This is a genomic window from Pseudomonas sp. C321 (genome assembly GCF_055407105.1).
Map to the genome: position 1 here is coordinate 88,183 of NZ_JBUZRB010000006.1, position 20,319 is coordinate 108,501.

General features: G+C 59.8%; 17 protein-coding genes and 1 pseudogene. 9 read left to right on the forward strand and 9 right to left on the reverse strand.

What is annotated here, in order from left to right; all coding sequences use genetic code 11:
• Positions 1-87 precede the first annotated feature (87 nt).
• The 8 genes from phaZ to ACZRJ6_RS18670 form a co-directional block, all read right to left on the reverse strand.
• The gene (gene phaZ, locus ACZRJ6_RS18635; protein ID WP_463969012.1) at positions 88-933 is read right to left on the reverse strand and encodes a poly(3-hydroxyalkanoate) depolymerase; all 846 of its coding nucleotides are present in this window, start codon (positions 931-933) and stop codon (positions 88-90) included.
• Between the two features lie 92 nt (positions 934-1,025).
• Complete coding sequence (phaC, locus tag ACZRJ6_RS18640) at positions 1,026-2,705, reverse strand: class II poly(R)-hydroxyalkanoic acid synthase (RefSeq protein ID WP_463969013.1); 1,680 nt, start codon at positions 2,703-2,705, stop codon at positions 1,026-1,028.
• Between the two features lie 249 nt (positions 2,706-2,954).
• Complete coding sequence (locus tag ACZRJ6_RS18645) at positions 2,955-3,332, reverse strand: gamma-butyrobetaine hydroxylase family protein (RefSeq protein ID WP_463969014.1); 378 nt, start codon at positions 3,330-3,332, stop codon at positions 2,955-2,957.
• An 85-nt stretch (positions 3,333-3,417) separates the two neighbouring features.
• Positions 3,418-4,755 carry an ATP-dependent protease ATPase subunit HslU gene (hslU, locus tag ACZRJ6_RS18650; RefSeq protein ID WP_133101310.1) on the reverse strand — a complete coding sequence of 446 codons (1,338 nt, stop codon included), beginning with the start codon at positions 4,753-4,755 and terminating at the stop codon, positions 3,418-3,420.
• 37 nt (positions 4,756-4,792) lie between these two features.
• On the reverse strand, positions 4,793-5,323 hold the full coding sequence (gene hslV, locus ACZRJ6_RS18655; protein WP_133101311.1) for an ATP-dependent protease subunit HslV: 531 nt from the start codon (positions 5,321-5,323) through the stop codon (positions 4,793-4,795).
• Between the two features lie 246 nt (positions 5,324-5,569).
• Positions 5,570-6,262 carry an SPOR domain-containing protein gene (locus ACZRJ6_RS18660; RefSeq protein WP_463969015.1) on the reverse strand — a complete coding sequence of 231 codons (693 nt, stop codon included), beginning with the start codon at positions 6,260-6,262 and terminating at the stop codon, positions 5,570-5,572.
• Between the two features lies 1 nt (position 6,263).
• The gene (argS, locus tag ACZRJ6_RS18665) at positions 6,264-8,000 is read right to left on the reverse strand and encodes an arginine--tRNA ligase (protein WP_463969016.1); all 1,737 of its coding nucleotides are present in this window, start codon (positions 7,998-8,000) and stop codon (positions 6,264-6,266) included.
• Between the two features lie 167 nt (positions 8,001-8,167).
• Positions 8,168-10,387 carry a primosomal protein N' gene (locus ACZRJ6_RS18670; RefSeq protein WP_463969017.1) on the reverse strand — a complete coding sequence of 740 codons (2,220 nt, stop codon included), beginning with the start codon at positions 10,385-10,387 and terminating at the stop codon, positions 8,168-8,170.
• Positions 10,388-10,610: 223 nt separating this feature from the next.
• Between ACZRJ6_RS18670 and rpmE the strand changes: the two genes are divergently transcribed.
• The 3 genes from rpmE (at position 10,611) to ACZRJ6_RS18685 (ending at position 13,130) form a co-directional block, all read left to right on the forward strand.
• The gene (gene rpmE, locus ACZRJ6_RS18675; protein WP_133101315.1) at positions 10,611-10,850 is read left to right on the forward strand and encodes a 50S ribosomal protein L31; all 240 of its coding nucleotides are present in this window, start codon (positions 10,611-10,613) and stop codon (positions 10,848-10,850) included.
• 10 nt (positions 10,851-10,860) lie between these two features.
• Positions 10,861-11,679 (forward strand): thermonuclease family protein, encoded by an 819-nt coding sequence (locus tag ACZRJ6_RS18680; RefSeq protein ID WP_463969018.1) that lies wholly within the window; start codon positions 10,861-10,863, stop codon positions 11,677-11,679.
• A 182-nt stretch (positions 11,680-11,861) separates the two neighbouring features.
• Positions 11,862-13,130 carry a malic enzyme-like NAD(P)-binding protein gene (locus tag ACZRJ6_RS18685; protein ID WP_149411257.1) on the forward strand — a complete coding sequence of 423 codons (1,269 nt, stop codon included), beginning with the start codon at positions 11,862-11,864 and terminating at the stop codon, positions 13,128-13,130.
• Positions 13,131-13,242: 112 nt separating this feature from the next.
• On the opposite strand, the gene ACZRJ6_RS18690 is transcribed toward ACZRJ6_RS18685, so the two are convergent.
• Positions 13,243-15,687 (reverse strand): penicillin-binding protein 1A, encoded by a 2,445-nt coding sequence (locus ACZRJ6_RS18690; RefSeq protein ID WP_463969019.1) that lies wholly within the window; start codon positions 15,685-15,687, stop codon positions 13,243-13,245.
• A gap of 217 nt (positions 15,688-15,904) precedes the next feature.
• On the opposite strand from ACZRJ6_RS18690, the gene pilM reads away from it, so the two are divergent.
• From pilM to aroK, 6 genes and pseudogenes are all read left to right on the forward strand, one after another.
• Complete coding sequence (pilM, locus tag ACZRJ6_RS18695) at positions 15,905-16,558, forward strand: type IV pilus biogenesis protein PilM (protein WP_463969226.1); 654 nt, start codon at positions 15,905-15,907, stop codon at positions 16,556-16,558.
• The gene (locus tag ACZRJ6_RS18700; protein WP_463969020.1) at positions 16,558-17,103 is read left to right on the forward strand and encodes a PilN domain-containing protein; all 546 of its coding nucleotides are present in this window, start codon (positions 16,558-16,560) and stop codon (positions 17,101-17,103) included. The genes pilM and ACZRJ6_RS18700 overlap by 1 nt, the downstream gene beginning before the upstream one ends.
• Positions 17,100-17,720, forward strand: coding sequence for a type IV pilus inner membrane component PilO (locus tag ACZRJ6_RS18705; RefSeq protein WP_463969021.1), 621 nt, complete (start codon positions 17,100-17,102; stop codon positions 17,718-17,720). Before ACZRJ6_RS18700 ends, ACZRJ6_RS18705 begins: the two co-directional genes overlap by 4 nt.
• Entirely contained in the window at positions 17,717-18,244 is a 528-nt protein-coding gene (locus tag ACZRJ6_RS18710; protein ID WP_463969022.1) for a pilus assembly protein PilP, read from the forward strand. Before ACZRJ6_RS18705 ends, ACZRJ6_RS18710 begins: the two co-directional genes overlap by 4 nt.
• A gap of 151 nt (positions 18,245-18,395) precedes the next feature.
• A pseudogene (locus ACZRJ6_RS18715) lies at positions 18,396-19,655 on the forward strand (type IV pilus secretin PilQ); the annotation flags it as partial.
• Between the two features lie 4 nt (positions 19,656-19,659).
• Positions 19,660-20,178 carry a shikimate kinase AroK gene (aroK, locus tag ACZRJ6_RS18720; RefSeq protein WP_017138567.1) on the forward strand — a complete coding sequence of 173 codons (519 nt, stop codon included), beginning with the start codon at positions 19,660-19,662 and terminating at the stop codon, positions 20,176-20,178.
• The last annotated feature ends 141 nt before the right edge of the window (positions 20,179-20,319 follow it).

Sequence of the window (20,319 nt, forward strand, 5' to 3'; positions counted from 1 at the left end):
CCGCTAACGTGCACGCCAATTCAGAACCATAGTCGGTTCTGGCCAAGTTGCGCGGCGGGTCGTCCTGACCCGTCTGCGCAACCTTCGTTACAAAGCCGGTTGCGGGTGGATCACCGCGCGCAGGCGCTCTTCCTGGAGAAACTTCATGATGATCGGCGCCACTGCTTCGGCGCGGGTAATCAGGAACAAATGACCGTCGTCGATGATGTGCAACTGAGCATTGGGGATACGCCAGGCCAGCATGCGCATATTGACCAGCGGGATCAGTGGGTCGTCGTCGCCCGCCAGCACCAGGGTCGGCTGCTTGATCTTGTGCAGCCAGTGGATGCTGGTCCAGCCAAGGCCGGCGAACAGTTGCCAGTAGTAGCCCAACTTGCCGGCCGAACGCACTTTGCTGGCGTGTTCGGCGGCCAGTTTTGAATCCCGGCGGAACGAGCCGCCATAGATCATCGGAGCAATACGCACTACATGAGACGGTTGGATGTAACGCCGTGGGCTTGCCATCAGCCACAGCACTTTCGGTTTGCCGGGCACCATGACCGCCCCGGCGGCAGTGGCCGCAAGGATCAGTTTCTTGCAGCGTTCCGGGTAGTCATAGGCAAACTGCTGGGCCAGGGCACCGCCCCAGGAAACCCCAACCACGTTGACCTGGCCATAGTCCAGGTAATCGAGCATGCGTGCGGTGAGTTTTGCCAGGCCGGGAAAGCGATAGGGTCGTCTGGGCGTCGAGGAACCGCCGACACCGGGAACATCAAAGGCAATTACCTCCAGGTCCGGGTCCAGGGCCTGGACGAACGGAAACACTAGCTCAAGGTTGGCGCCGATGCCGTTGAAAATCAGCAGCGGCGTCAAGTGAGACTTGCCCGGTCGCACCGCCGTGCGGATGGTCTGGCCATTCAGGTCGATGGTGCGGAAGATGAACGGTTGCGGCATGGGCTTACCCTGCGTGTTAGTGGAGGCAGCTTCAGGCCGCAAGCTGCAAGATGAGTGCAATCACCTTGCAGCTTGTAGTTTGAGGCTTGCCGCTATCGTTCGTGCACATAGGTTCCGGGTGCCGCTTCAGCAGCGGCGTACGTTTTATTGCCTAGCGCCGCCGGTGCTTTTTTCAACTTCCCCGACCGTTCTGTCTGCCACACCTGCCAATGCAGCCACCACGAATCAGTGTGCTTGGTGGCATTTTCCTGCCAGTCCAGTGCCTTGCTCGGCATGGTGTCGCTGGTCTGGTAGCGCGACTTGGGATTGCCCGGCGGGTTGAGGATGCTTTGGATATGCCCGCTGCTGGACAGCACGAACTCGACCTTGCCGCCAAACAGCTGCGCCGACTTGTAGCAGGACTGCCACGGGGTGATGTGGTCGTTGGTGCCTGCGAGGGAATAGATATCGGTGGTGACCTGTTTCAAGTCAATCGGCGTACCGCACACCTCCAGGGCATTGGCGCGTATCAGCGGGTTGTTCTTGAACAACTCGATCAGGTCGCCATGAAACGCTGCCGGCAAACGGGTGGTGTCGTTGTTCCAGAACAGGATGTCGAAGACCGGCGGCTCGTTGCCCAGCAGGTAATTGTTGACCCAGTAGTTCCAGATCAAATCATTGGGGCGCATCCAGGCGAACACCTTGGCCATGTCCCGGCCTTCCAGCACGCCGGCCTGATAGGAGTGGCGCTTGGCCGCTTCCAGGGTCTGTTCGTCGACGAACAGCGCCACCTGGGTGTCCAGGGTGGTGTCCAGCACGCTTACCAACAGAGTCAGGGCGTTGACCTTCTTCTCCCCCAGCGCCGCGTAGTGGCCCAGTAGGGCGGTGCAGGTGATGCCGCCGGAGCAGGCCCCGAGCATGTTCACGTCTTTGCTGCCGGTGATCGCGGTGACCACATCGACCGCTTCTTTCAGCGCTTCGATATAGGTCGACAGGCCCCACTCGCGCTGGGCCTTGGTCGGGTTGCGCCAACTGACGATAAAAGTCTGCTGGTTATTGCGCAGGCAGAAGCGCGCCAGGCTCTTATCCGGGCTCAGGTCGAAGACATAGAATTTATTGATCTGTGGCGGTACCACCAGCAGCGGGCGTTCGTGCACTTGCTCGGTGATTGGCTTGTACTGGATCAACTCCAGGACGTCGTTGCGAAACACCACGGCGCCTTCGGTGGTGCCCAGGCTCTTGCCCACTTCAAAGGCACCCATGTTGACCTGGCTCGGCATGCCGCCGTTGTGAACCATGTCCTTGGCCAAGTGCGAGAGACCGTCCAGAAGGCTTTTGCCGCCGGTTTCGAAGAAGCGTTTGACGGCGGCCGGGTTGGCGGCGCTGTTGGTCGGGGCCATGGCTTCGGTCATCAGGTTGATGACGAAGTGGCCGCGGCTGATGTCCTGCTCCGATAGGTTGCTGTCGCCGATCCAGTCGTGCAGTTCCTTGCGCCACGCCAGGTAGGTTTGCAGATAACGTTTGTAGAGTGGGTTCTGGCTCCACGCCGGGTCGTTGAAGCGACGGTCGTCGCTCTCGGGCGCAAGCTCGGATTTGCCAAATACCACATTCTTTAACTCGGCGCCAAAGTGGGCGACGTGCTTGACGCTATGCAACGGTTGCTTGATGGCCAGGGTCAGCACCATTCGAGCAGAAGCCAGTAAATCCTTTTTGCGCAAGGCGATGATCGGGTTCAGCCCAAGAGTGTTTTCCGAGGCTTGGCGTTTCAAGTCATCGTTATTCTTGTTACTCATCTACGACGCTCCATTGTCCGAAAGACGAGTACCGGGTACCGCTGTGCACCTATTCTCGGCACACAACACAAGCCTGGTACTGCTGCTCGGGTCACCGTTAATACCGCATCATCAAATGCAGAGAACTTGCCAGTTACATTGGTTACCCGAGTTTAATTTTTTTCGCAAGCAGGCCAATCGTTGGCCATGAGACAGGGCATTCAAACAGATGGAATTAGAAAATGCCCACTAATGAGCAAGAGGCGCGGACTAGAGCATTAGCCTGACGACCGACTGACTCGGGTCGCGGGTTTTTCCGGCGGCTTTGAGCTCGGCAAGATAATCGGCCCATAGAGCGTCTTGACGCATGGCGAGCTGATAGAGGTAATCCCAAGTGAACAGTCCGCTGTCATGGCCGTCGTCGAAGGTCAGTTTCAGTGCGTACTGGCCGGCAGGTTCAATCTTGCTCAAGCCGACATTGAGCTTGCCAAATTGTAGGATCGGTTTGCCGTGGCCCTGGACCTCGGCGGAAGGCGAGTGTACTCGCAGGAATTCGGCAGGCAGGTGATAGACCTCATCCGGACCGTAGGTCAGGGACAGGCTTTTTGAGGCTTTGTGCAGGTTGATGGCGGTAGGTAGTTTGGTCATAGGAGCGCCTTGGACGGCAAGCTTTAAGCTACAAGCCGCAAGTTGAACACAATCAACTTACAGCTTATAGCTTGCCGCTTGAAGCTTACAGAATGTAACGAGACAGATCTTCGTTCTGCGCCAATTCGCCAAGGTGGCCGTTGACGTAGTCGGCGTCGATCTTGATAGCCTCGCCATTCTGGGTGCCCGCTATGTCGCCGGCACTGAAGGATACTTCCTCAAGCAAACGCTCAAGCAAAGTGTGCAGGCGGCGGGCACCGATGTTCTCGGTCTTCTCGTTGACCTGCCAGGCGATCTCCGCCAGGCGCTTGATGCCGTCCGGCAAAAACTCGATGGCCAGGCCTTCGGTTTTCAGCAGCTCGCGGTATTGCTCAGTCAGCGATGCGTGCGGCTCGCTGAGAATGCGCTCGAAGTCGCCCGGGGTCAGCGCCTTGAGTTCTACGCGAATCGGCAGGCGGCCTTGCAGCTCCGGCACCAGGTCGCTTGGTTTGCTCAGGTGAAACGCGCCGGAAGCGATAAACAGGATGTGGTCGGTCTTGACCATGCCCAGCTTGGTGTTGACGGTGCAGCCTTCGATCAGCGGCAGCAAATCGCGCTGTACGCCTTCACGGGAAACGTCGACGCCACCGGAGTTACCGCGCTTGGCGACTTTATCGATCTCGTCGATAAACACGATGCCGTGCTGTTCGACCGCTTCCAGGGCCTTGGCCTTGAGTTCCTCCTCGTTGACCAGGCGCCCAGCCTCTTCGTCACGCACCAGTTTCAGCGCGTCCTTGACCTTGAGCTTGCGACTTTTCTTCTTGCCCTTGCCCATGTTGGCAAACAAGCTTTGCAGCTGGTTGGTCATTTCTTCCATGCCAGGCGGCGCGGAGATGTCGACGCCGGAGACTTCGGCGACTTCTATCTCGATTTCCTTGTCGTCCAACTGGCCTTCACGCAGACGCTTGCGGAACAGCTGGCGGGTGTTGGAGTCCTGGCTTGGCGCGGCATCTTCGTTGAAGCCCATGCGTGCCGGTGGCAGCAGAGCGTCGAGGATGCGTTCTTCGGCGGCGTCTTCGGCGCGGTGACTGACCTTGGTCATTTCCTGTTCGCGCAGCAGTTTCAGGGCAGCGTCGGCCAGGTCACGAATGATCGACTCGACGTCACGGCCCACATAGCCAACTTCGGTGAACTTGGTCGCCTCGACCTTGATGAATGGCGCGTTGGCCAGTTTGGCCAGGCGACGGGCGATTTCGGTTTTACCGACACCTGTAGGGCCGATCATCAGGATGTTCTTGGGGGTTACTTCAACGCGCAGTTCTTCGGGCAGTTGCATCCGGCGCCAGCGGTTACGCAGGGCGATGGCAACGGCGCGCTTGGCATCGTCCTGGCCGATGATATGGCGATTGAGTTCATGGACGATTTCGCGGGGAGTCATGGACATAATAATTGACGGTCCTCAAGCCTGAAAAGCCAGCGGCTTATTCGGCGAGGTCCTGCTCCTCAATGGTGAAGTTGTGGTTGGTAAAAACGCAGATATCGCCAGCGATACCGAGGGCCGTTTCAACGATTTCACGGGCCGACAGATCGGTTTTTTTCAACAGTGCGCTGGCGGCGGCCTGGGCGTAGCCGCCGCCGGAGCCCATGGCGATCAGGCCGTCTTCCGGTTCTACCACATCGCCGTTGCCGGTGATGATCAAGGACGCGTCCTTGTTGGCGACGGCGAGCATGGCTTCCAGGCGGCTCAGGGAACGGTCGGTGCGCCATTCCTTGGCAAGCTCGACGGCAGCGCGGACCAGATGGCCCTGGTGTTTTTCCAGCTGGCCTTCGAAACGCTCGAAAAGGGTGAAGGCGTCAGCGGTGGCGCCGGCAAAGCCTGCGATGACCTGGCCGTGGTACAGGCGACGTACTTTTTTCGCGTTGCCTTTCATCACGGTATTGCCAAGGGAAACCTGGCCGTCGCCGCCCATGACGACTTTGCCGTGGCGGCGAACTGAAACGATGGTGGTCAAGGGGAGAGTCTCCACGCAGCGGGGCGAAAATGCCCTGATGGAACTCATATGGGGGTGGCGGGGAGTATTTCAACCGTAGGACTTGTGGTGAGCGGGCTTGCCCGCGTTGGGCTGCGTAGCAGCCCCAATAAGAGCTCTGCGGTTTTCAGGCAAGCGGTGGGGCAGGCTTTTTAGGGCTGCTACGCAGGCCAACGGGGGCAAGCCCCCTCGCCACAATAGGTGTTCGCCATAGGATCGACGTTCCGATCAGCGGCTTTGGCGTTGTTGTAACAACAGGTTGCTAAACCCTGCGCCGGCCAGCTGTTTCTGAGCCACGGTCAACTGTTCACGGTTGCTGAACGGGCCTACCAGTACGCGATACCAGGTCGCATCCTTCACCGTTCCCGACTCCACTGTCACCGCCTGCCCGAGCAGAATAATTTGCGCCCGCACACGATCAGCATCCGCCTGCTTGGGGAACGAACCCGCCTGCAGGAAGAATTTGGTCACCGGCGCTGCCTTGGTGGTAGTGACCGGTGGCGGCGGTGGCGGAGTGATCCCCGCCAGCGCAGCCTGGGCCCGTGCGGTATCGATCTTCGCCGCTTCGGCCGGGGTTACCGGAACTTGCGGCGTAGGCAGGGTTTTCTCCGGTACGGCGTCTTGCGGAACGATCACTTCCGATTCCGGCAGCAGGGTGTAGAAGTCATATTTCGGCTTCACGGGCGCGGTAGGGCTAGGCGGCGTCTTGTTCGCTTCGGCGATCTTGCTGGCCTTCTGTTGCTCTTGCTTGACCCGTTTGACGTCATCGCCCTGGCCCGGCTCCAGCTTCATCAGAAACACAATAAACGCACCGACCGTCAGGCCGATGGCCAGCCACATCCAGCCCGGAATCGGTTTCTTTGCCGGTGCCTGGTAGCGGCTGGCGCCACGTTTGGGTGCAGGTTTTTTCTTGGCAGCCAACTTACATACGCTCCAGAGTTTCCAGGCCCAACAGTTCCAGGCCTTGCTTGAGGGTCCGTCCAGCCAATGCGGCGAGGCGCAAGCGGCTTTGCTTTTGGGCTTCGTCGTCTGCGCTCAGGATCGGGCAGTTCTCGTAGAAACTGGAGAACAGCCCTGCAACTTCGTACAGGTAAGTGCAGAGCATATGCGGCGTGCCTTTCTCGCCGACGTTGTTGAGCACTTCGCCAAATTGAGCGAGCTTGGTGGCCAGCTCATGTTCCTGAGGCGCCTGCAGGTTGATCTGGCCTTCGACTTCGCTGAAGTCCTTGCCCAGCTTGCGGAACACACCGGCGACCCGAGTGTAGGCATACAGCAGGTACGGCGCGGTGTTGCCTTCGAAGTTGAGCATCAACTCGAAGTTAAAGCTGTAGTCGCTGGTGCGGTGCTTGGACAGATCGGCGTATTTCACCGCGCCAATGCCGACGACCTTGGCGATGTTACGCAGGTCGGCTTCGGCCAGCTCCGGGTTCTTTTCCTTCACCAGTGTGTAGGCGCGTTCCTGGGCTTCGTTCAGCAGGTCGATCAGCTTCACGGTGCCGCCATCGCGGGTCTTGAACGGACGGCCATCGGCGCCGTTCATGGTGCCGAAGCCCATGTGTTCCATGTGCATCGGGTGGGTGACGAACCCGGCCAGACGGGCCACTTCGAACACTTGCTGGAAGTGCAGGGCCTGGCGCTGGTCGACGAAATACAGGGCGCGATCAGCCTTCAGCACGCCGCTGCGGTAGCGCACGGCCGCCAGGTCGGTGGTGGCGTAGAGGTAGCCGCCATCGGCCTTGACGATGATTACCGGCAGCGGCTCGCCGTCGGCGGTCTTGAAATCGTCGAGGAATACGCACTGGGCGCCGTTGCTTTCCACCAGCAGGCCCTTGGCCTTGAGGTCGTTGACCACGTTGATCAAGTCGTCGTTATAGGCGCTTTCGCCCATCACGTCGGCCATGGTCAGCTTGACGTTCAGCCGCTCGTAGATTTCCTGGCAGTGGGACAGGGAGATATCGCGAAAGCGTGCCCACAGTTCCAGGCATTCCTTGTCGCCGGCCTGCAGCTTGACCACCAGGCTACGGGCGCGGTCGGCGAATTCTTCGGATTCGTCGAAGCGCTTTTTGGCGGCGCGGTAAAAGTTTTCCAGATCGGCCAGCTCGTTGCTGGTGATCGGGTTTTCCTGCAGGTACGCCATCAGCATGCCGAACTGGGTGCCCCAGTCGCCTACGTGGTTCTGGCGAATCACGGTGTCGCCGAGAAACTCCAGAACCCGTGACACGCCGTCGCCAATGATGGTCGAGCGCAAGTGGCCGACGTGCATTTCCTTGGCGAGGTTCGGTGCCGACAGGTCGACGACCACACGCTGCACGGGACCAGCCTTGCGCACGCCGATTTTGGCGTCGGCAAGGCCCGCGTCCAGGCGCGAAGCCAGGGCTTGGGTGTTCTGGAAGATATTGATAAACCCGGGGCCGGCGATTTCGGCCTTGCTGACTTGCGGGTCGGCTGGCAGCGCGGCGATGATTTTTTCCGCCAGGTCGCGAGGTTTCATGCCGGCCGGCTTGGCCAGCATCATGGCGATGTTGCTGGCGAAGTCACCGTGGGTCTTGTCTCGGGAGTTTTCCACCTGAATCGCCGGCGTCAGGCCTTCAGGTAAAACACCTTCGTTGACGAGTTGGGTGAGGGCTTGTTGGATCAACTGGCGAATGGCGTCTTTCATGGTGTTCTCTTTCGACCGCAAGCAGCGGCGCGCGATGCGCAGGTGGAAAAACTGGACATTATCCGTTGCGAGGGCGTGCTTGCCAACCGCTCAGACAGGTTGGCGGACCTTCGGGTTCTATCGGGAGAACCCAACCCCCAAGTAGTAAGCTTGCTCCTGCAAGGGGGTTAGTACAAATCTACTGGGTCCACATCCAGCGACCAACGTACTTGCCGCCCGCTGGGCATTTGCTCCAGGGCCAGCAGCCAACTGCTTAATAAACGATGCAACGGCGCGCGGGCGTTAGCCTGCAAGAGTAGCTGCGCGCGATAGCGACCGGCGCGGCGTTCCATCGGGGCTGGCACGGGGCCCAGTAATTCAATGCCGGTCAATCCCAGTTCACCGAGCAAACGTTCAGCCAGGCTGCACGCTTCATCGAGAAAACCCTCGGCTTGCCCAGGTTTATGGGCTTCAGCCCGCAGCAAGGCCAAATGGGAAAACGGCGGCAGCCCGGCGCAGCGGCGTTCGCTCAAGGCCTGTTCGGCAAACGCGAAATAGCCTTGTTCGGTCAGTTGAATCAGCAGCGGATGGTCGGCCAGGTGGGTCTGGATGATCACTTTACCCGGCTCCTCAGCACGCCCGGCACGCCCGGCGACTTGGACGATCAGCTGGGCCATGCGCTCGCTGGCGCGAAAATCCCCGGAAAACAGCCCGCCATCGGCATCCAGGATCGATACCAGGGTCACCCGTGGAAAGTGGTGACCTTTGGCAAGCATCTGCGTACCCACAAGAATGCACGGCTGGCCCTTCTGGATAGTGGCGAACAGCTGATTCATCGCGTCCTTGCGCGACGTACTGTCGCGGTCAACGCGCAGCACCGGATAGTCCGGAAACAGAATCCCCAGGCGTTCCTCAGCCCGCTCGGTGCCTGCGCCAACAGGACGCAGGTCGACTTTGCCGCACTTCGGGCAATGGCGCGGGACGCGTTCGACATGGCCGCAGTGATGGCAGCGCAACTCGCCGGAACGTTGGTGCACGGTCATGCGCGCATCGCAGCGGTTGCACTCGGACATCCAGCCGCAGTCGTGGCACAGCAAGGTCGGCGCAAAGCCTCGGCGATTGAGGAACACCAGCACCTGCTGGCCAGCGGCGAGGGTCTGGCCGATGGCTTGCTGCATCGGCCCGGAAATCCCGCTGTCCAGCGGACGACTTTTTACATCAAGGCGCAGGAAGCGCGGCTGCTTGGCGCCACCGGCCCGCTCATTCAGGCGCAGCAGGCCATAACGCCCGGTGTAGGCGTTGTGCAGGCTTTCCAGAGATGGCGTGGCCGAACCCAGCACAATCGGAATGTTCTCCTGGCGCGCTCGCACCAGGGCCAGGTCGCGGGCGTGATAGCGCAAACCTTCCTGCTGTTTATAGGAGCCGTCGTGTTCTTCGTCGATGATGATCAGCCCGGGATTCTTCATCGGGGTGAACAGCGCCGAACGGGTGCCGATAATAATGTCGGCCTCGCCATCCCTTGCCGCCAACCACGACTCCAGGCGCTCGCGGTCGTTGACCGCCGAGTGCACCAGGGCGATGCGCGCATTGAAGCGCTGCTCGAAACGCGCCAGGGTTTGCGGGCCGAGGTTGATCTCGGGGATCAGCACGAGTGCCTGTTTACCGGCTTCCAGGGTTTCGCGGATCAGTTGCAAATAGACTTCGGTCTTGCCGCTGCCGGTGACGCCTGCCAGCAGGAAGGCATGGAAACTGTCGAAGCCTGCACGAATGGCTTCATAAGCGGTGCGCTGTTCCGGGTTTAGCGGCAGTTCCGGCTGGGCCAGCCAGTGTTCATGGCGCTCGCCGGGGGCGTGCTTGCGAATTGCTACTTGGACCAAACCCTTGGCCAGCAGCAAGTCCAGGCTGTCCTTACTCAACAACAGCTTGCTCAGTAACTGATGGGCGACGCCGTGTGGGTGCTGGGCCAGGGTCGCCAGGGCTTCGCGCTGGCGTGGGGCGCGGGCGATGCGCGGGTCGTCCAGGCGTGCGCCGGGTGTCATTGACCAGAACCGCTCCTGGCGGGCTTCGGCCAGTTCGCCCTGGCGCAACAGCACCGGCAATGCCCAACTGAGGGTGTCACCCAAGCTGTGCTGGTAATACTGGGAAGTCCACAGGCATAGCTTGAATAATGAGGGTGGTAGCGGCGGCGTGGCGTCCAGCAGGGCCAGAGCGGCCTTGAGTTTTTCCGTCGGTACTTCGCTGTGGTCGGTGACTTCCACCAGAATGCCGATCATCTCTCGCCGACCAAATGGCACCCGCACGCGCATCCCCGGTTGCAGCTGCGACCGCAGCACGCCGGCAGGTGCGCGGTAGTCGAACAGGCGGCGCAGGGGCGAGGGCAGGGCGAGGCGCAAAATGGCGTCGGGCACGCGGGGGTTCTCATATGACAGGCGGTGAAGAAGGGCGCGAGCCTAGCAGACGAGTAGGGTGTTGGGTATGGCACGGTTTTCTGATGAAAGGGGCCTTTCTGATGGAAAACGACTTATGGTGCCGCTTGCGCGTTTAAAAAGGTCTGGTAGAATCCGCGGCCTAATTACGTGCGGTATTCAACAATAGTGTTGACTGGCGGCACGCTAGCCTGAGGAATACACCATGAAAGCCGATATTCATCCAAATTACGTTGCCATCGACGTTACCTGCAGCTGCGGTAACAAGTTCGAAACTCGTTCGACCTTCGGCAAAGCTCTGCCAATCGACGTGTGCAACGAGTGCCACCCGTTCTACACCGGTAAGCAGAAGACTCTGGATATTGGCGGCCGTGTTGACAAGTTCAAGACCCGTTTCGGTGCTTTCGGCGCTGCTAAAGTTGCTCCTGCTCCAGCAGCAGAGTAAGGCAAACGGCGTGGAAAGCCTGCCGGGCTTCTCCTCGTTGATAAAAAAGGCGTCCCTTGCGGGCGCCTTTTTTGTGTCTGCGATTTGGCTGGCGCCCGTTCAGGCCGAGGTATTTTGCCCCGCGCCGGCTGCTCTCGGTACCTTCGAGGTGCAGCGGGTGGTCGACGGCGACACGGTTCGGCTCAAAGACGGCCGCAGCGTGCGCATGATCGGTGTCAACGCGCCGGAAACCGGCAAGAAAGGTCGTTCCGACGAACCCTTCGCAGTGGCCGCGCGTCAGCGTTTACAAGGTCTGGTAGATGCCAGCGCCGGTCGGGTTGGCCTGGTGCTCGGCCAGGAGAGCAAAGATCACTACGGACGAACCCTGGCTCACCTCTATGGTGCCAATGGCGCGAACATGGAGGCGCAACTGCTCGCCGAAGGCTTGGGTTTTCAGGTGTCCGTCGCACCTAATGTTGATCTGGTCGCCTGCCAGCAGGCGGCCGAACGCAGCGCCCGACAGGCCCGCCTGGGGCTATGGCGTCAGTCGCCGGTGCAGAAAGCCTCAGTGATCGAGCGTTCCGGTTTCGCAGTGGTCAGCGGCCGGGTGAGCAAGATCGAGCGCAATCGTGGCGGAATCTGGATCGAACTGCAGGGCTCCATGGTATTGCGCGTTGCACCCAATCTGGCGGGCCAATTTGACAGTGCTCTGCTCAAGCGCCTTCAGGGCCAGCAGATCGAAGCCCGAGGCTGGGTGTTGGACCGTTCCCGCCGTGGCGGCCTGAAAAGCGGTCAGGCCCGCTGGCTCCTGCCATTGACCGACCCCGCCATGCTGCAACTGGCACAATAAGAAAAAAGTGTAGACATTTTTTCGTATGATTGTGAACAGTTAAGCCCTTGTATCCCGTGGCTCTTGGCCGAAAGTCGTAGGGCCGGGCCCTTGACACCCGTGACCACCCAGTCTTGTAGGGGCTTTGCGACACGCGTATCCTCGGCGGTCCGTCGTCCAACAGTAAAAAGCGGAATGCCGATATGTCTGATTTGAAAACTGCCGCTCTCGAATATCATGCCTTTCCTCGTCCAGGAAAGCTGAGTGTCGAACTCACCAAAGCCACTGCTACTGCCCGCGATCTGTCGCTGGCGTACAGCCCCGGTGTAGCCGAGCCCGTGCGTGAAATCGCCCGCGATCCTGAACTGGCCTACAAATACACCGGCAAGGGTAATCTGGTTGCAGTCATTTCTGATGGCACCGCGATTCTCGGCCTGGGTAACCTCGGCCCATTGGCTTCCAAGCCAGTGATGGAAGGCAAGGGCGTACTGTTCAAGCGTTTCGCCGGTATCGACGTGTTCGACATCGAAGTCGATGCCGAAAGCCCGCAAGCCTTCATCGACACCGTCAAGCGCATCTCCATCACCTTCGGTGGCATCAACCTGGAAGATATCAAGGCACCTGAGTGCTTTGAAATCGAAAAGGCGCTGATCGAGCAGTGCGACATCCCGGTATTCCACGATGACCAGCATGGTACTGCGATCGTGACCGCAGCCGGCATGATCAACGCGCTGGAAATCGTTGGCAAAAACCTCGCTGACGCCAAGATCGTCTGCCTGGGCGCTGGCGCTGCAGCTATCTCGTGCATGAAGTTGATCGTGAGCATGGGTGCCAAGCTGGAAAATATCTACATGGTCGACAGCAAGGGCGTGATCCAGTCCGAGCGTACCGACCTGAACCAGTACAAGGCGATGTTCGCCCATCCGTCCGAGAAACGTACCCTGGACGACGCCCTGAACGGCGCTGACGTATTCGTCGGTCTGTCCGGCCCGAACCTGCTGAGCGCCGAAGGCCTGAAGCTGATGGCGGCTAACCCGATTGTGTTCGCCTGCTCCAACCCGGACCCGGAAATCGCCCCGGCCCTGGCTCACGCCACCCGCGACGACGTGATCATGGCCACCGGCCGTTCGGATTATCCGAACCAGGTCAACAACGTATTGGGCTTCCCGTTCATCTTCCGTGGTGCCCTGGACGTTCGTGCCAAGCGTATCAACGAAGAAATGAAAGTGGCTGCCGCCAACGCCCTGCGTGAACTGGCCAAGTTGCCGGTGCCTCAGGAAGTGTGCGACGCCTACGGCGGTATCAAGCTGGAGTTCGGTCGTGAGTACATCATCCCGAAACCAATGGATGCCCGCCTGATCACCGTGATCTCCGACGCCGTGGCCAAGGCCGCGATCGCGACCGGTGTGGCGACTCTGCCGTATCCGAAAAACTACCCGCTCAAGAGCGTGGATGATGTGTTCAACGGCTAAGCCGTTGTAGCGCACCAACAAAAAGCCCCGACTCGCAAGAGTCGGGGCTTTTTGTTGTGTGGCGGTGGACCGTCTCTTGACCGCTCCCACGCAAAGCGTGAGAGAGATTACATTAGAACAAATCGATCGGCGCCGCCTCATCCGCTGGCAGCGGGCTGCCTGGTGCGGCGCCATTGCCCAGCTCATTGACCGACGGCGGCGTGTCTTCGCTCTTGAACAGTTCGAAGTACGCATTCGGTGTGCCCGGCACAGCGGCGCGGCCACTGATCGGGTCTATCCGCAGGCTAAGAATGCCTTCCGGCTCGGCCTGGGTGTGGGCTGGCTTGTCCTTGAGGGCGGCGCCCATGTAGCTCATCCAGATTGGCAGCGCAACGGTGCCGCCGAACTCGCGACGGCCCAGGCTTTCCGGCTGGTCGTAACCGGTCCAGACGGTGGTGATGTAGTCGGCGTTGTAGCCGGAGAACCAGGCATCCTTGGACTCGTTGGTGGTGCCGGTCTTGCCTGCCAGGTCTGTGCGGCCAAGGGCCAGGGCTCGGCGGCCAGTGCCGCGCTTGATCACATCTTCCAGCATGCTGTTGAGGATGTAGGTGGTGCGGCCGTCGACGATGCGTTCGGCCACAGCCGGCGTTTGCGGGGCAGGCGCAGCGCCTGTTGGGGCTTCGCCCGGAGTCGGTTCGATGGTGATACCGTCGTTGGCTGGCGCTGCCAAACCATCCGTCGCGGCGACGCCATTGGGCACGCTCGGCGGGTTGGCGACGAACAGCGTTTCGCCGTTGCGGCTCTCGATCTTGTCGATCAGGTACGGCGTGATCTTGTAGCCGCCGTTGGCAAAGGTGCTCCAGCCGGTGGCGACTTCCATCGGTGTGAGGGTAGCCGTACCCAAAGCCAGGGACAGGTTGCGCGGCAGGTCCTGCTTGTTGAAGCCGAACTTGCTGATGTAGTCGATGGTACGGTCGACGCCCATCGCTTGCAGCAAGCGGATCGACACCAGGTTGCGCGACTTGTACAGCGCCTCACGAACCCGGATCGGGCCAAGGAAGGTGTTGGTGTCGTTCCTCGGTCGCCAGACCTTGTCCATGTACTCATCGACAAACACAATTGGCGCGTCGTTGACCAGGCTGGCGGCGGTATAGCCATTGTCCAGTGCGGCGCTGTAGACGAACGGCTTGAAGCTGGAGCCCGGTTGGCGCTTGGCTTGGGTGGCGCGGTTGTAGTTGCTTTGTTCGAAGGCAAAACCGCCGACCAGGGCGCGGATGGCGCCGTTCTGTGGGTCCAGCGATACCAGGGCGCCTTGTGCCACCGGGACCTGGCTGAATTTCAGGCTGTCGTCCTTCTGGCGCTGCACGCGGATCAGGTCGCCGACCTGAGCCACATCCGACGGCTGCTTGGGCATCGGGCCCATGCTGTTGGTGTTGAGGAACGGACGCGCCCATTTCATGCTGTCCCAGGCCACGTGTTCTTCGCCGGTGCGGGTCAGCACCTGCACGCCATCCTTCTTCACCTGGGTGACGATGGCTGGCTCAAGGCCGCTGATTGCGCGCTGTTTACCCAGTTCTAGGGTCCAGGCGCTGAGGGTCTTGCCCGGCAGGCGTGATTCGGGGCCGCGATAGCCGTGGCGCTGGTCATAGGTGATCAGGCCTTCATGGACGGCGGTATTCGCCACTTCCTGCAAGTTGCTCGCAATGGTCGTGGTAACGCGGAAGCCTTCGGTGTAGGCCTCGCTGCCATAACGGCCGACCATCTCGGCACGGGCCATCTCGGCAATGTACGGCGCACTCACTTCCGGCGTCGGCACGTGATAGCTGGCGTTCAGTGGTTCGGTCACGGCCGTTTCATAGGCGCTCTGGTCGATCTTGCCCAGCTTGTACATCCGCCCCAGGATCCAGTCGCGGCGCTCTTTGCTGCGAGCCGGGTTGGCCAGGGGGTTGAAGCGTGAAGGGGCTTTCGGCAGGCCGGCAATCATTGCCATCTGTGCCAGGCTGGCGTCACGAATCGACTTGCCGTAATACACCTGTGATGCGGCTTCGATACCGTAGGCGCGGTTGCCCAGATAGATTTTGTTGACGTACAGCTCCAGGATTTCATCCTTGGTCAGCTGCCGTTCGATCTGCAGCGCCAGGAGGATTTCCGTGGCCTTGCGGGAAAAGCTGCGTTCGCTGGTGAGGAAGAAGTTCTTCGCCACCTGCATGGTGATGGTGCTGCCGCCAGACTGAATGTGACCACTTTTTACCAGTTGCGTGGCTGCACGGACCAGGCTGCCGGGGTCTACGCCATAGTGATTGGCGAAGTTATCGTCTTCGGCCGACAAAAGGGCGTTGATGAAATTGGGTGGAATATCGGCGAAAAGGATCGGGGTGCGGCGCATTTCGCCGAACTCCGCGATCAGTTTTTCATCGCTGCTGTAGACCCGCAAAGGAATCTGCAACTGGATACTTCTCAGGGTCTCTACGGAGGGCAATCCCGGACTAAGGTAGAGATAGGCCCCGCTGAGAACGAGCAGCAGCCCGCAGACGATAGCGACAATGGAGTACCCGAAAAACTTCAGCAGACGAATCAAGGCTTTTGGATTTCCAGAGAAAAGAATGAGTTAGGCGTCGGGGCATGCACGGCAAACGATGGGTCGCCCCGACCTGCAGATAAAAAGCGGGAAAAAACGCTGGGCATTAAAGCATTTTTCAGCTTGGGGCGTCATGGGCGCCTCTCAATCAAACCGACCGAATGCGTCAATTCAGGCAGTAGCCAGCCCTGAGACAGGGAAAGCTTTAGGGAGTTTTATGGTAAAGGGATTTTTCAGGCGAAAAACCGATACCGTTCTCGGTATCGATATCAATGATGCGCAGGTAAGGCTGGTGGAATTGGCTCGCTCAAGCGTCGGTTACACAGTACGAACCTACGCCACCCAGTCTTTGCCGGGCCATGCAGTGATCGACAGCAATATTGTTGATCTGGAGGTTGTCGGGCAGGCGCTTTCCAAGGCACTGTTCCAGTCGCAAACGTCTGTCAGGAAGGCAGCGGTTGCGGTGGCGGGGCCGTCGGTCATTACCCGCCTGGTGGAGATGGACGCGGGGCTCGACGATGACGAGATTGCGCGTCGACTGCGGCTGGAAGCGGATCAGTACATCCCCTATCCGCTGGAGGAGGTGGCAATCGACTTTCAGGTCCAGGGCCCCTCGATCAGGGGGGCGGGGCGTATCAATGTGCTGCTCGCCGCTTGCCTCAAGGAGCAGGTCGAGGCCCGTGAGGCGGTGCTGGCCCTGGCGGGGTTGGTGACGCAAATAGTCGATGTCGAGGCGTTTGCGCTGGAGCGTGCATCCGATCAGGCCGTTGCCAGCATCACGCCGGGCAGTTGGATCAATGGCACACAATGGGCTGTTGATGCCCAGAGATTGCGGGTCGCTTGCGGTTTGGCCCTCAGGAGTTTCGATTGATGACAAGAATCAACCTTTTGCCCTGGCGCGAAGAACAGGCTGAGCGGCGGCGCAAATACTTTTTAGTGTTTTTGCTGGTGAGCGCTCTTATTGCACTAGCTACAGTGTGGTTGGCGGATCGTATTATCGGTCAGGCGATCGATCGGCAGGTGGCTCGTAACAACCACTTGAGCAAGGAAGTCACGGTGCTTGATTCGCGGATCAAGACTATCGACGAACTGCGCGAGCAACGCCGGCAGTTGATGGAGCGGATGAAGGTCGTGGAGGATCTGCAGGGTGATCGCTCTGCGGGCGGGCAACTGTTCGACCAACTGGCCCGTGCTGTGCCGGATGGGGTGCGGTTGCGAGAAATAACCGTGAGTGGGACCTCGGTCGAGATCAGCGCAACTGCAGCATCCAATCATGACGTCGCCCGCTTGATGCGCAACCTGGAGTCCTCAAATGGGCTGCAAGCTCCCAGCTTGCGACATGTGCGGGCCGAAGAGGCTGGCAGTGCCTTTCAGTTGATGGTTGGCCATGGAGAGTCCGGCGAGGCGGGGCAATGAGCCTGTCGTCGAGCCTGCCAAGGCTGACAACCCTCGAATTTTCCACGCTGTACCACAACGCCGCCCATTGGCCCTTGCCCCGCAAGATTCTGCTGGGTGTTGCGCTCGCCTGCCTGTTGCTGATGTTAGGCGACAGCCTCTACTTGAGCGCATTGCGCGAGCAGTTGCATCGACAGGAAGCCCGGGAAGTGACCTTGCAGCAGCAATTTGCCAATAAGGTCGGCCCGGCCGCCAATCTGGAGGCCTATGCCCGCCAGCTTGAGGTCATGCGGGGTGCCTTCGCTGAGCAGTTGCACCGGTTGCCGACGGCTACCGAGGTGCCTGGTCTACTTGAAGACATCACCCGGCTGGGCCTGGCTGGCGGATTAGTGCTCGAGGAGATCAGGCTGTTGGATGAGCAAGTTCAGCCGCTTTACATCGAACTGCCGATGCAGATCAGCCTCATCGGGGCTTATCACGACCTGGCGACCTTCGTTAGTAGTGTGTCGGGGCTGTCGCGAATCGTTACCTTGCACGACTTCGTCATCAGGCCTGCCGATCTGCAAGAAGGCTCGCCGCTGCGCTTGAACCTGCTCGCCAAGACCTATCGCTACAACGACCAGGGGGCATTGCCATGAGGTGCCTCAATGGTGTGTGCTGGTTCCTTTGCCTGGGGTCGCTGGCCGGGTGCGGCAATGGTACCGATGTGCAAGCGCTGGAAGCCCGTTTACACGCGATTCGCCAGCAGGTGCCAGCGCTGCTCGAGGAACCTGTGGTCGCTGTCGTGGGGCCGCGCTTTGTCTACGATCCAGCGTTACTGCGAGATCCTTTCCAGCTGCCAAATGAGGTCCATCCAGTCAGTCGTCCATCGGGCCGGCCGGGGTTGAAGCCAGACTCTGACCGTCCTCGGCAGTTTCTTGAAGGCTTTGCCGTCGATGAGTTCGAGATGGTTGGCACACTGTCCAGTGGAGCGCAGACCTTTGTCCTGCTGCGGGGCGCTGCGGGGGTACACCGTCTGGCAGTCGGTGATTACCTGGGCTGGGACCATGGGCGGGTGATGGCCATCCACGAGGATCAAATCGAGATTGTCGAACTCTTTCCTGATGGCGAGGGCGCGTGGCTGGAGCGCTCGCGAACCCTTGCCTTGAACGTGCATTCATAACGGAATTCAAATAATGAAAAGGACTTTTTCGTCCTTCGGTGTGGCGCTATGGATAGCGTTCGCAGCACCGATGGTCAAGGCTGTGCCCAATCGGGTCGACCTGATTCACTTGCCGCCTCCCGGTGGTGCGCCCCTCAGTACCGAGCGCAGCGCGTTCAGCGGCGATAAGTTATCTCTCAACTTCCAGAACATCGAGGTCCGAGCCGTCTTGCAACTGATTGCCGACTTTGCCGGCCTCAACCTGGTGGCCAGTGATGAGGTGCAGGGCTCGATCACCCTGCGCCTCAAGGATGTGCCCTGGGATCAGGCCCTGGATCTGGTGCTGCAAACCAAGGGGCTGGACAAGCGCTTGAAAGCCAATGTGTTGCTGGTCGCGCCTGCCGATGAACTGGCTGCGCGGGAGTTGCTGGCGCTGGAATCGCGCCAGCAGTTGACCGAGCTGGCACCGTTGCGTCGCGAGTTGCTGCAAGTCAACTACGCCAAGGCGGCTGAGCTGGCCAAGCTGTTCCAGTCAGCGGCTGGCCTTGAGGGTGGGAGCAATGAGCGCGGCTCGGTGGTGGTGGATGATCGGACCAACAATATTCTCGTCTACCAGACCCAAGAGCGCCTGGACGAGCTGCGTCGTATCGTCGCGCAACTGGATATCCCGGTGCGCCAGGTGATGATCGAGGCGCGGATTGTCGAGGCCAATGTCGACTATGACAAAAGCCTGGGGGTGCGCTGGGGTGGCTTGATCCAGAACAAGGGCAACTGGAGTGGCGGCGGTATCAACAAAGCGCCATCGGGTGAGGGCGAGCAACCCGAGAACTCGTCCAGTTCGCCTTTTGTCGACTTGGGTGCGGTCAACGGTACAGCCGGCCTGGGCATCGCCTTTATTACCGACAATGTGCTGCTGGACCTGGAGCTGACGGCCATGGAGAAAACCGGCAACGGAGAGATCGTTTCGCAGCCCAAGGTGGTCACTTCTGACAAGGAAACTGCCCGAATCCTCAAGGGCACCGAGATTCCTTACCAGGAGTCCACGTCCCAGGGTGCCACCTCCGTGTCGTTCAAGGAGGCCTCGCTGTCCCTGGAAGTAACGCCGCAAATAACCCCGGACGGCTGGGTGATCATGGAGGTCAGGGTTACCAAGGATGAGCCTGACTACCTGAACAAACTTAACGATGTGCCGCCCATCAAGAAAAACGAGGTCAATGCCAAGGTGTTGGTCAGGGATGGCGAGACCATCGTGATTGGTGGCGTTTTCTCCAATACCCAAAGCAAAGTGGTAGATAAAGTGCCATTTTTTGGCGATGTGCCGTATCTTGGCCGCCTTTTCCGGCGGGATGTGGTTTCGGAGAAAAAATCCGAGCTGCTGGTATTCCTGACTCCGCGTATTATGAATAACCAGGCGATTGCTGTGAGTCGTTGATTCTGTGCGAAATTTGATTCTTGTTGGACCGATGGGGGCTGGAAAAAGCACCATCGGCCGTTTGCTGGCCAAAGAGCTGCGCCTGCCATTCAAAGACTCCGATAAGGAAATTGAATTGCGCACGGGCGCAAATATCCCGTGGATCTTCGATAAGGAAGGCGAATTGGGCTTTCGCGACCGCGAGCAGGCGATGATTGCCGAACTGTGTGGCTGTGATGGCGTGGTATTGGCTACGGGCGGCGGTGCGGTGATGCGCGATGAAAATCGCCGGGCACTGCATGCCGGTGGTCGAGTCGTCTATCTGCATGCGTCTGTCGAGCAGCAGGTCGGTCGAACCGCTCGCGATCGCAATCGCCCGCTGTTGCGTACGGCCGATCCGGCGAAAACCCTGCGGGACTTGCTGACGCTGCGCGATCCGCTGTATCGGGAAATCGCCGATCTGGTGGTGGAAACCGATGAGCGGCCGCCACGAATGGTGGTTCTCGACATTCTTGAGCGCTTGCAGCAACTGCCGCCCCGTTAAAGCCAGGCGCGAAATGCGCTATCCTCGGCGGCGCGTTATGACCGTCTGAGTTGTGGCGTAGAGCCATCAGGCAGCGTCAGATCGCTACGTTGCCGACAAACGTTAATGTAGGGCAAGACGCCTGCTTCCATCTTCAACGCG

What these genes read in the sequence shown, in the direction of transcription:
- phaZ (WP_463969012.1), bottom strand. Translation starts at nt 933, where the DNA reads ATGCCGCAACCGTTCATCTTCCGCACCATCGACCTGAATGGCCAGACC.
- phaC (WP_463969013.1), bottom strand. Translation starts at nt 2,705, where the DNA reads ATGAGTAACAAGAATAACGATGACTTGAAACGCCAAGCCTCGGAAAAC.
- ACZRJ6_RS18645 (WP_463969014.1), bottom strand. Translation starts at nt 3,332, where the DNA reads ATGACCAAACTACCTACCGCCATCAACCTGCACAAAGCCTCAAAAAGC.
- hslU (WP_133101310.1), bottom strand. Translation starts at nt 4,755, where the DNA reads ATGTCCATGACTCCCCGCGAAATCGTCCATGAACTCAATCGCCATATC.
- argS (WP_463969016.1), bottom strand. Translation starts at nt 8,000, where the DNA reads ATGAAAGACGCCATTCGCCAGTTGATCCAACAAGCCCTCACCCAACTC.
- rpmE (WP_133101315.1), top strand. Translation starts at nt 10,611, where the DNA reads ATGAAAGCCGATATTCATCCAAATTACGTTGCCATCGACGTTACCTGC.
- ACZRJ6_RS18685 (WP_149411257.1), top strand. Translation starts at nt 11,862, where the DNA reads ATGTCTGATTTGAAAACTGCCGCTCTCGAATATCATGCCTTTCCTCGT.
- pilM (WP_463969226.1), top strand. Translation starts at nt 15,905, where the DNA reads ATGGTAAAGGGATTTTTCAGGCGAAAAACCGATACCGTTCTCGGTATC.
- ACZRJ6_RS18700 (WP_463969020.1), top strand. Translation starts at nt 16,558, where the DNA reads ATGACAAGAATCAACCTTTTGCCCTGGCGCGAAGAACAGGCTGAGCGG.
- ACZRJ6_RS18705 (WP_463969021.1), top strand. Translation starts at nt 17,100, where the DNA reads ATGAGCCTGTCGTCGAGCCTGCCAAGGCTGACAACCCTCGAATTTTCC.
- ACZRJ6_RS18710 (WP_463969022.1), top strand. Translation starts at nt 17,717, where the DNA reads ATGAGGTGCCTCAATGGTGTGTGCTGGTTCCTTTGCCTGGGGTCGCTG.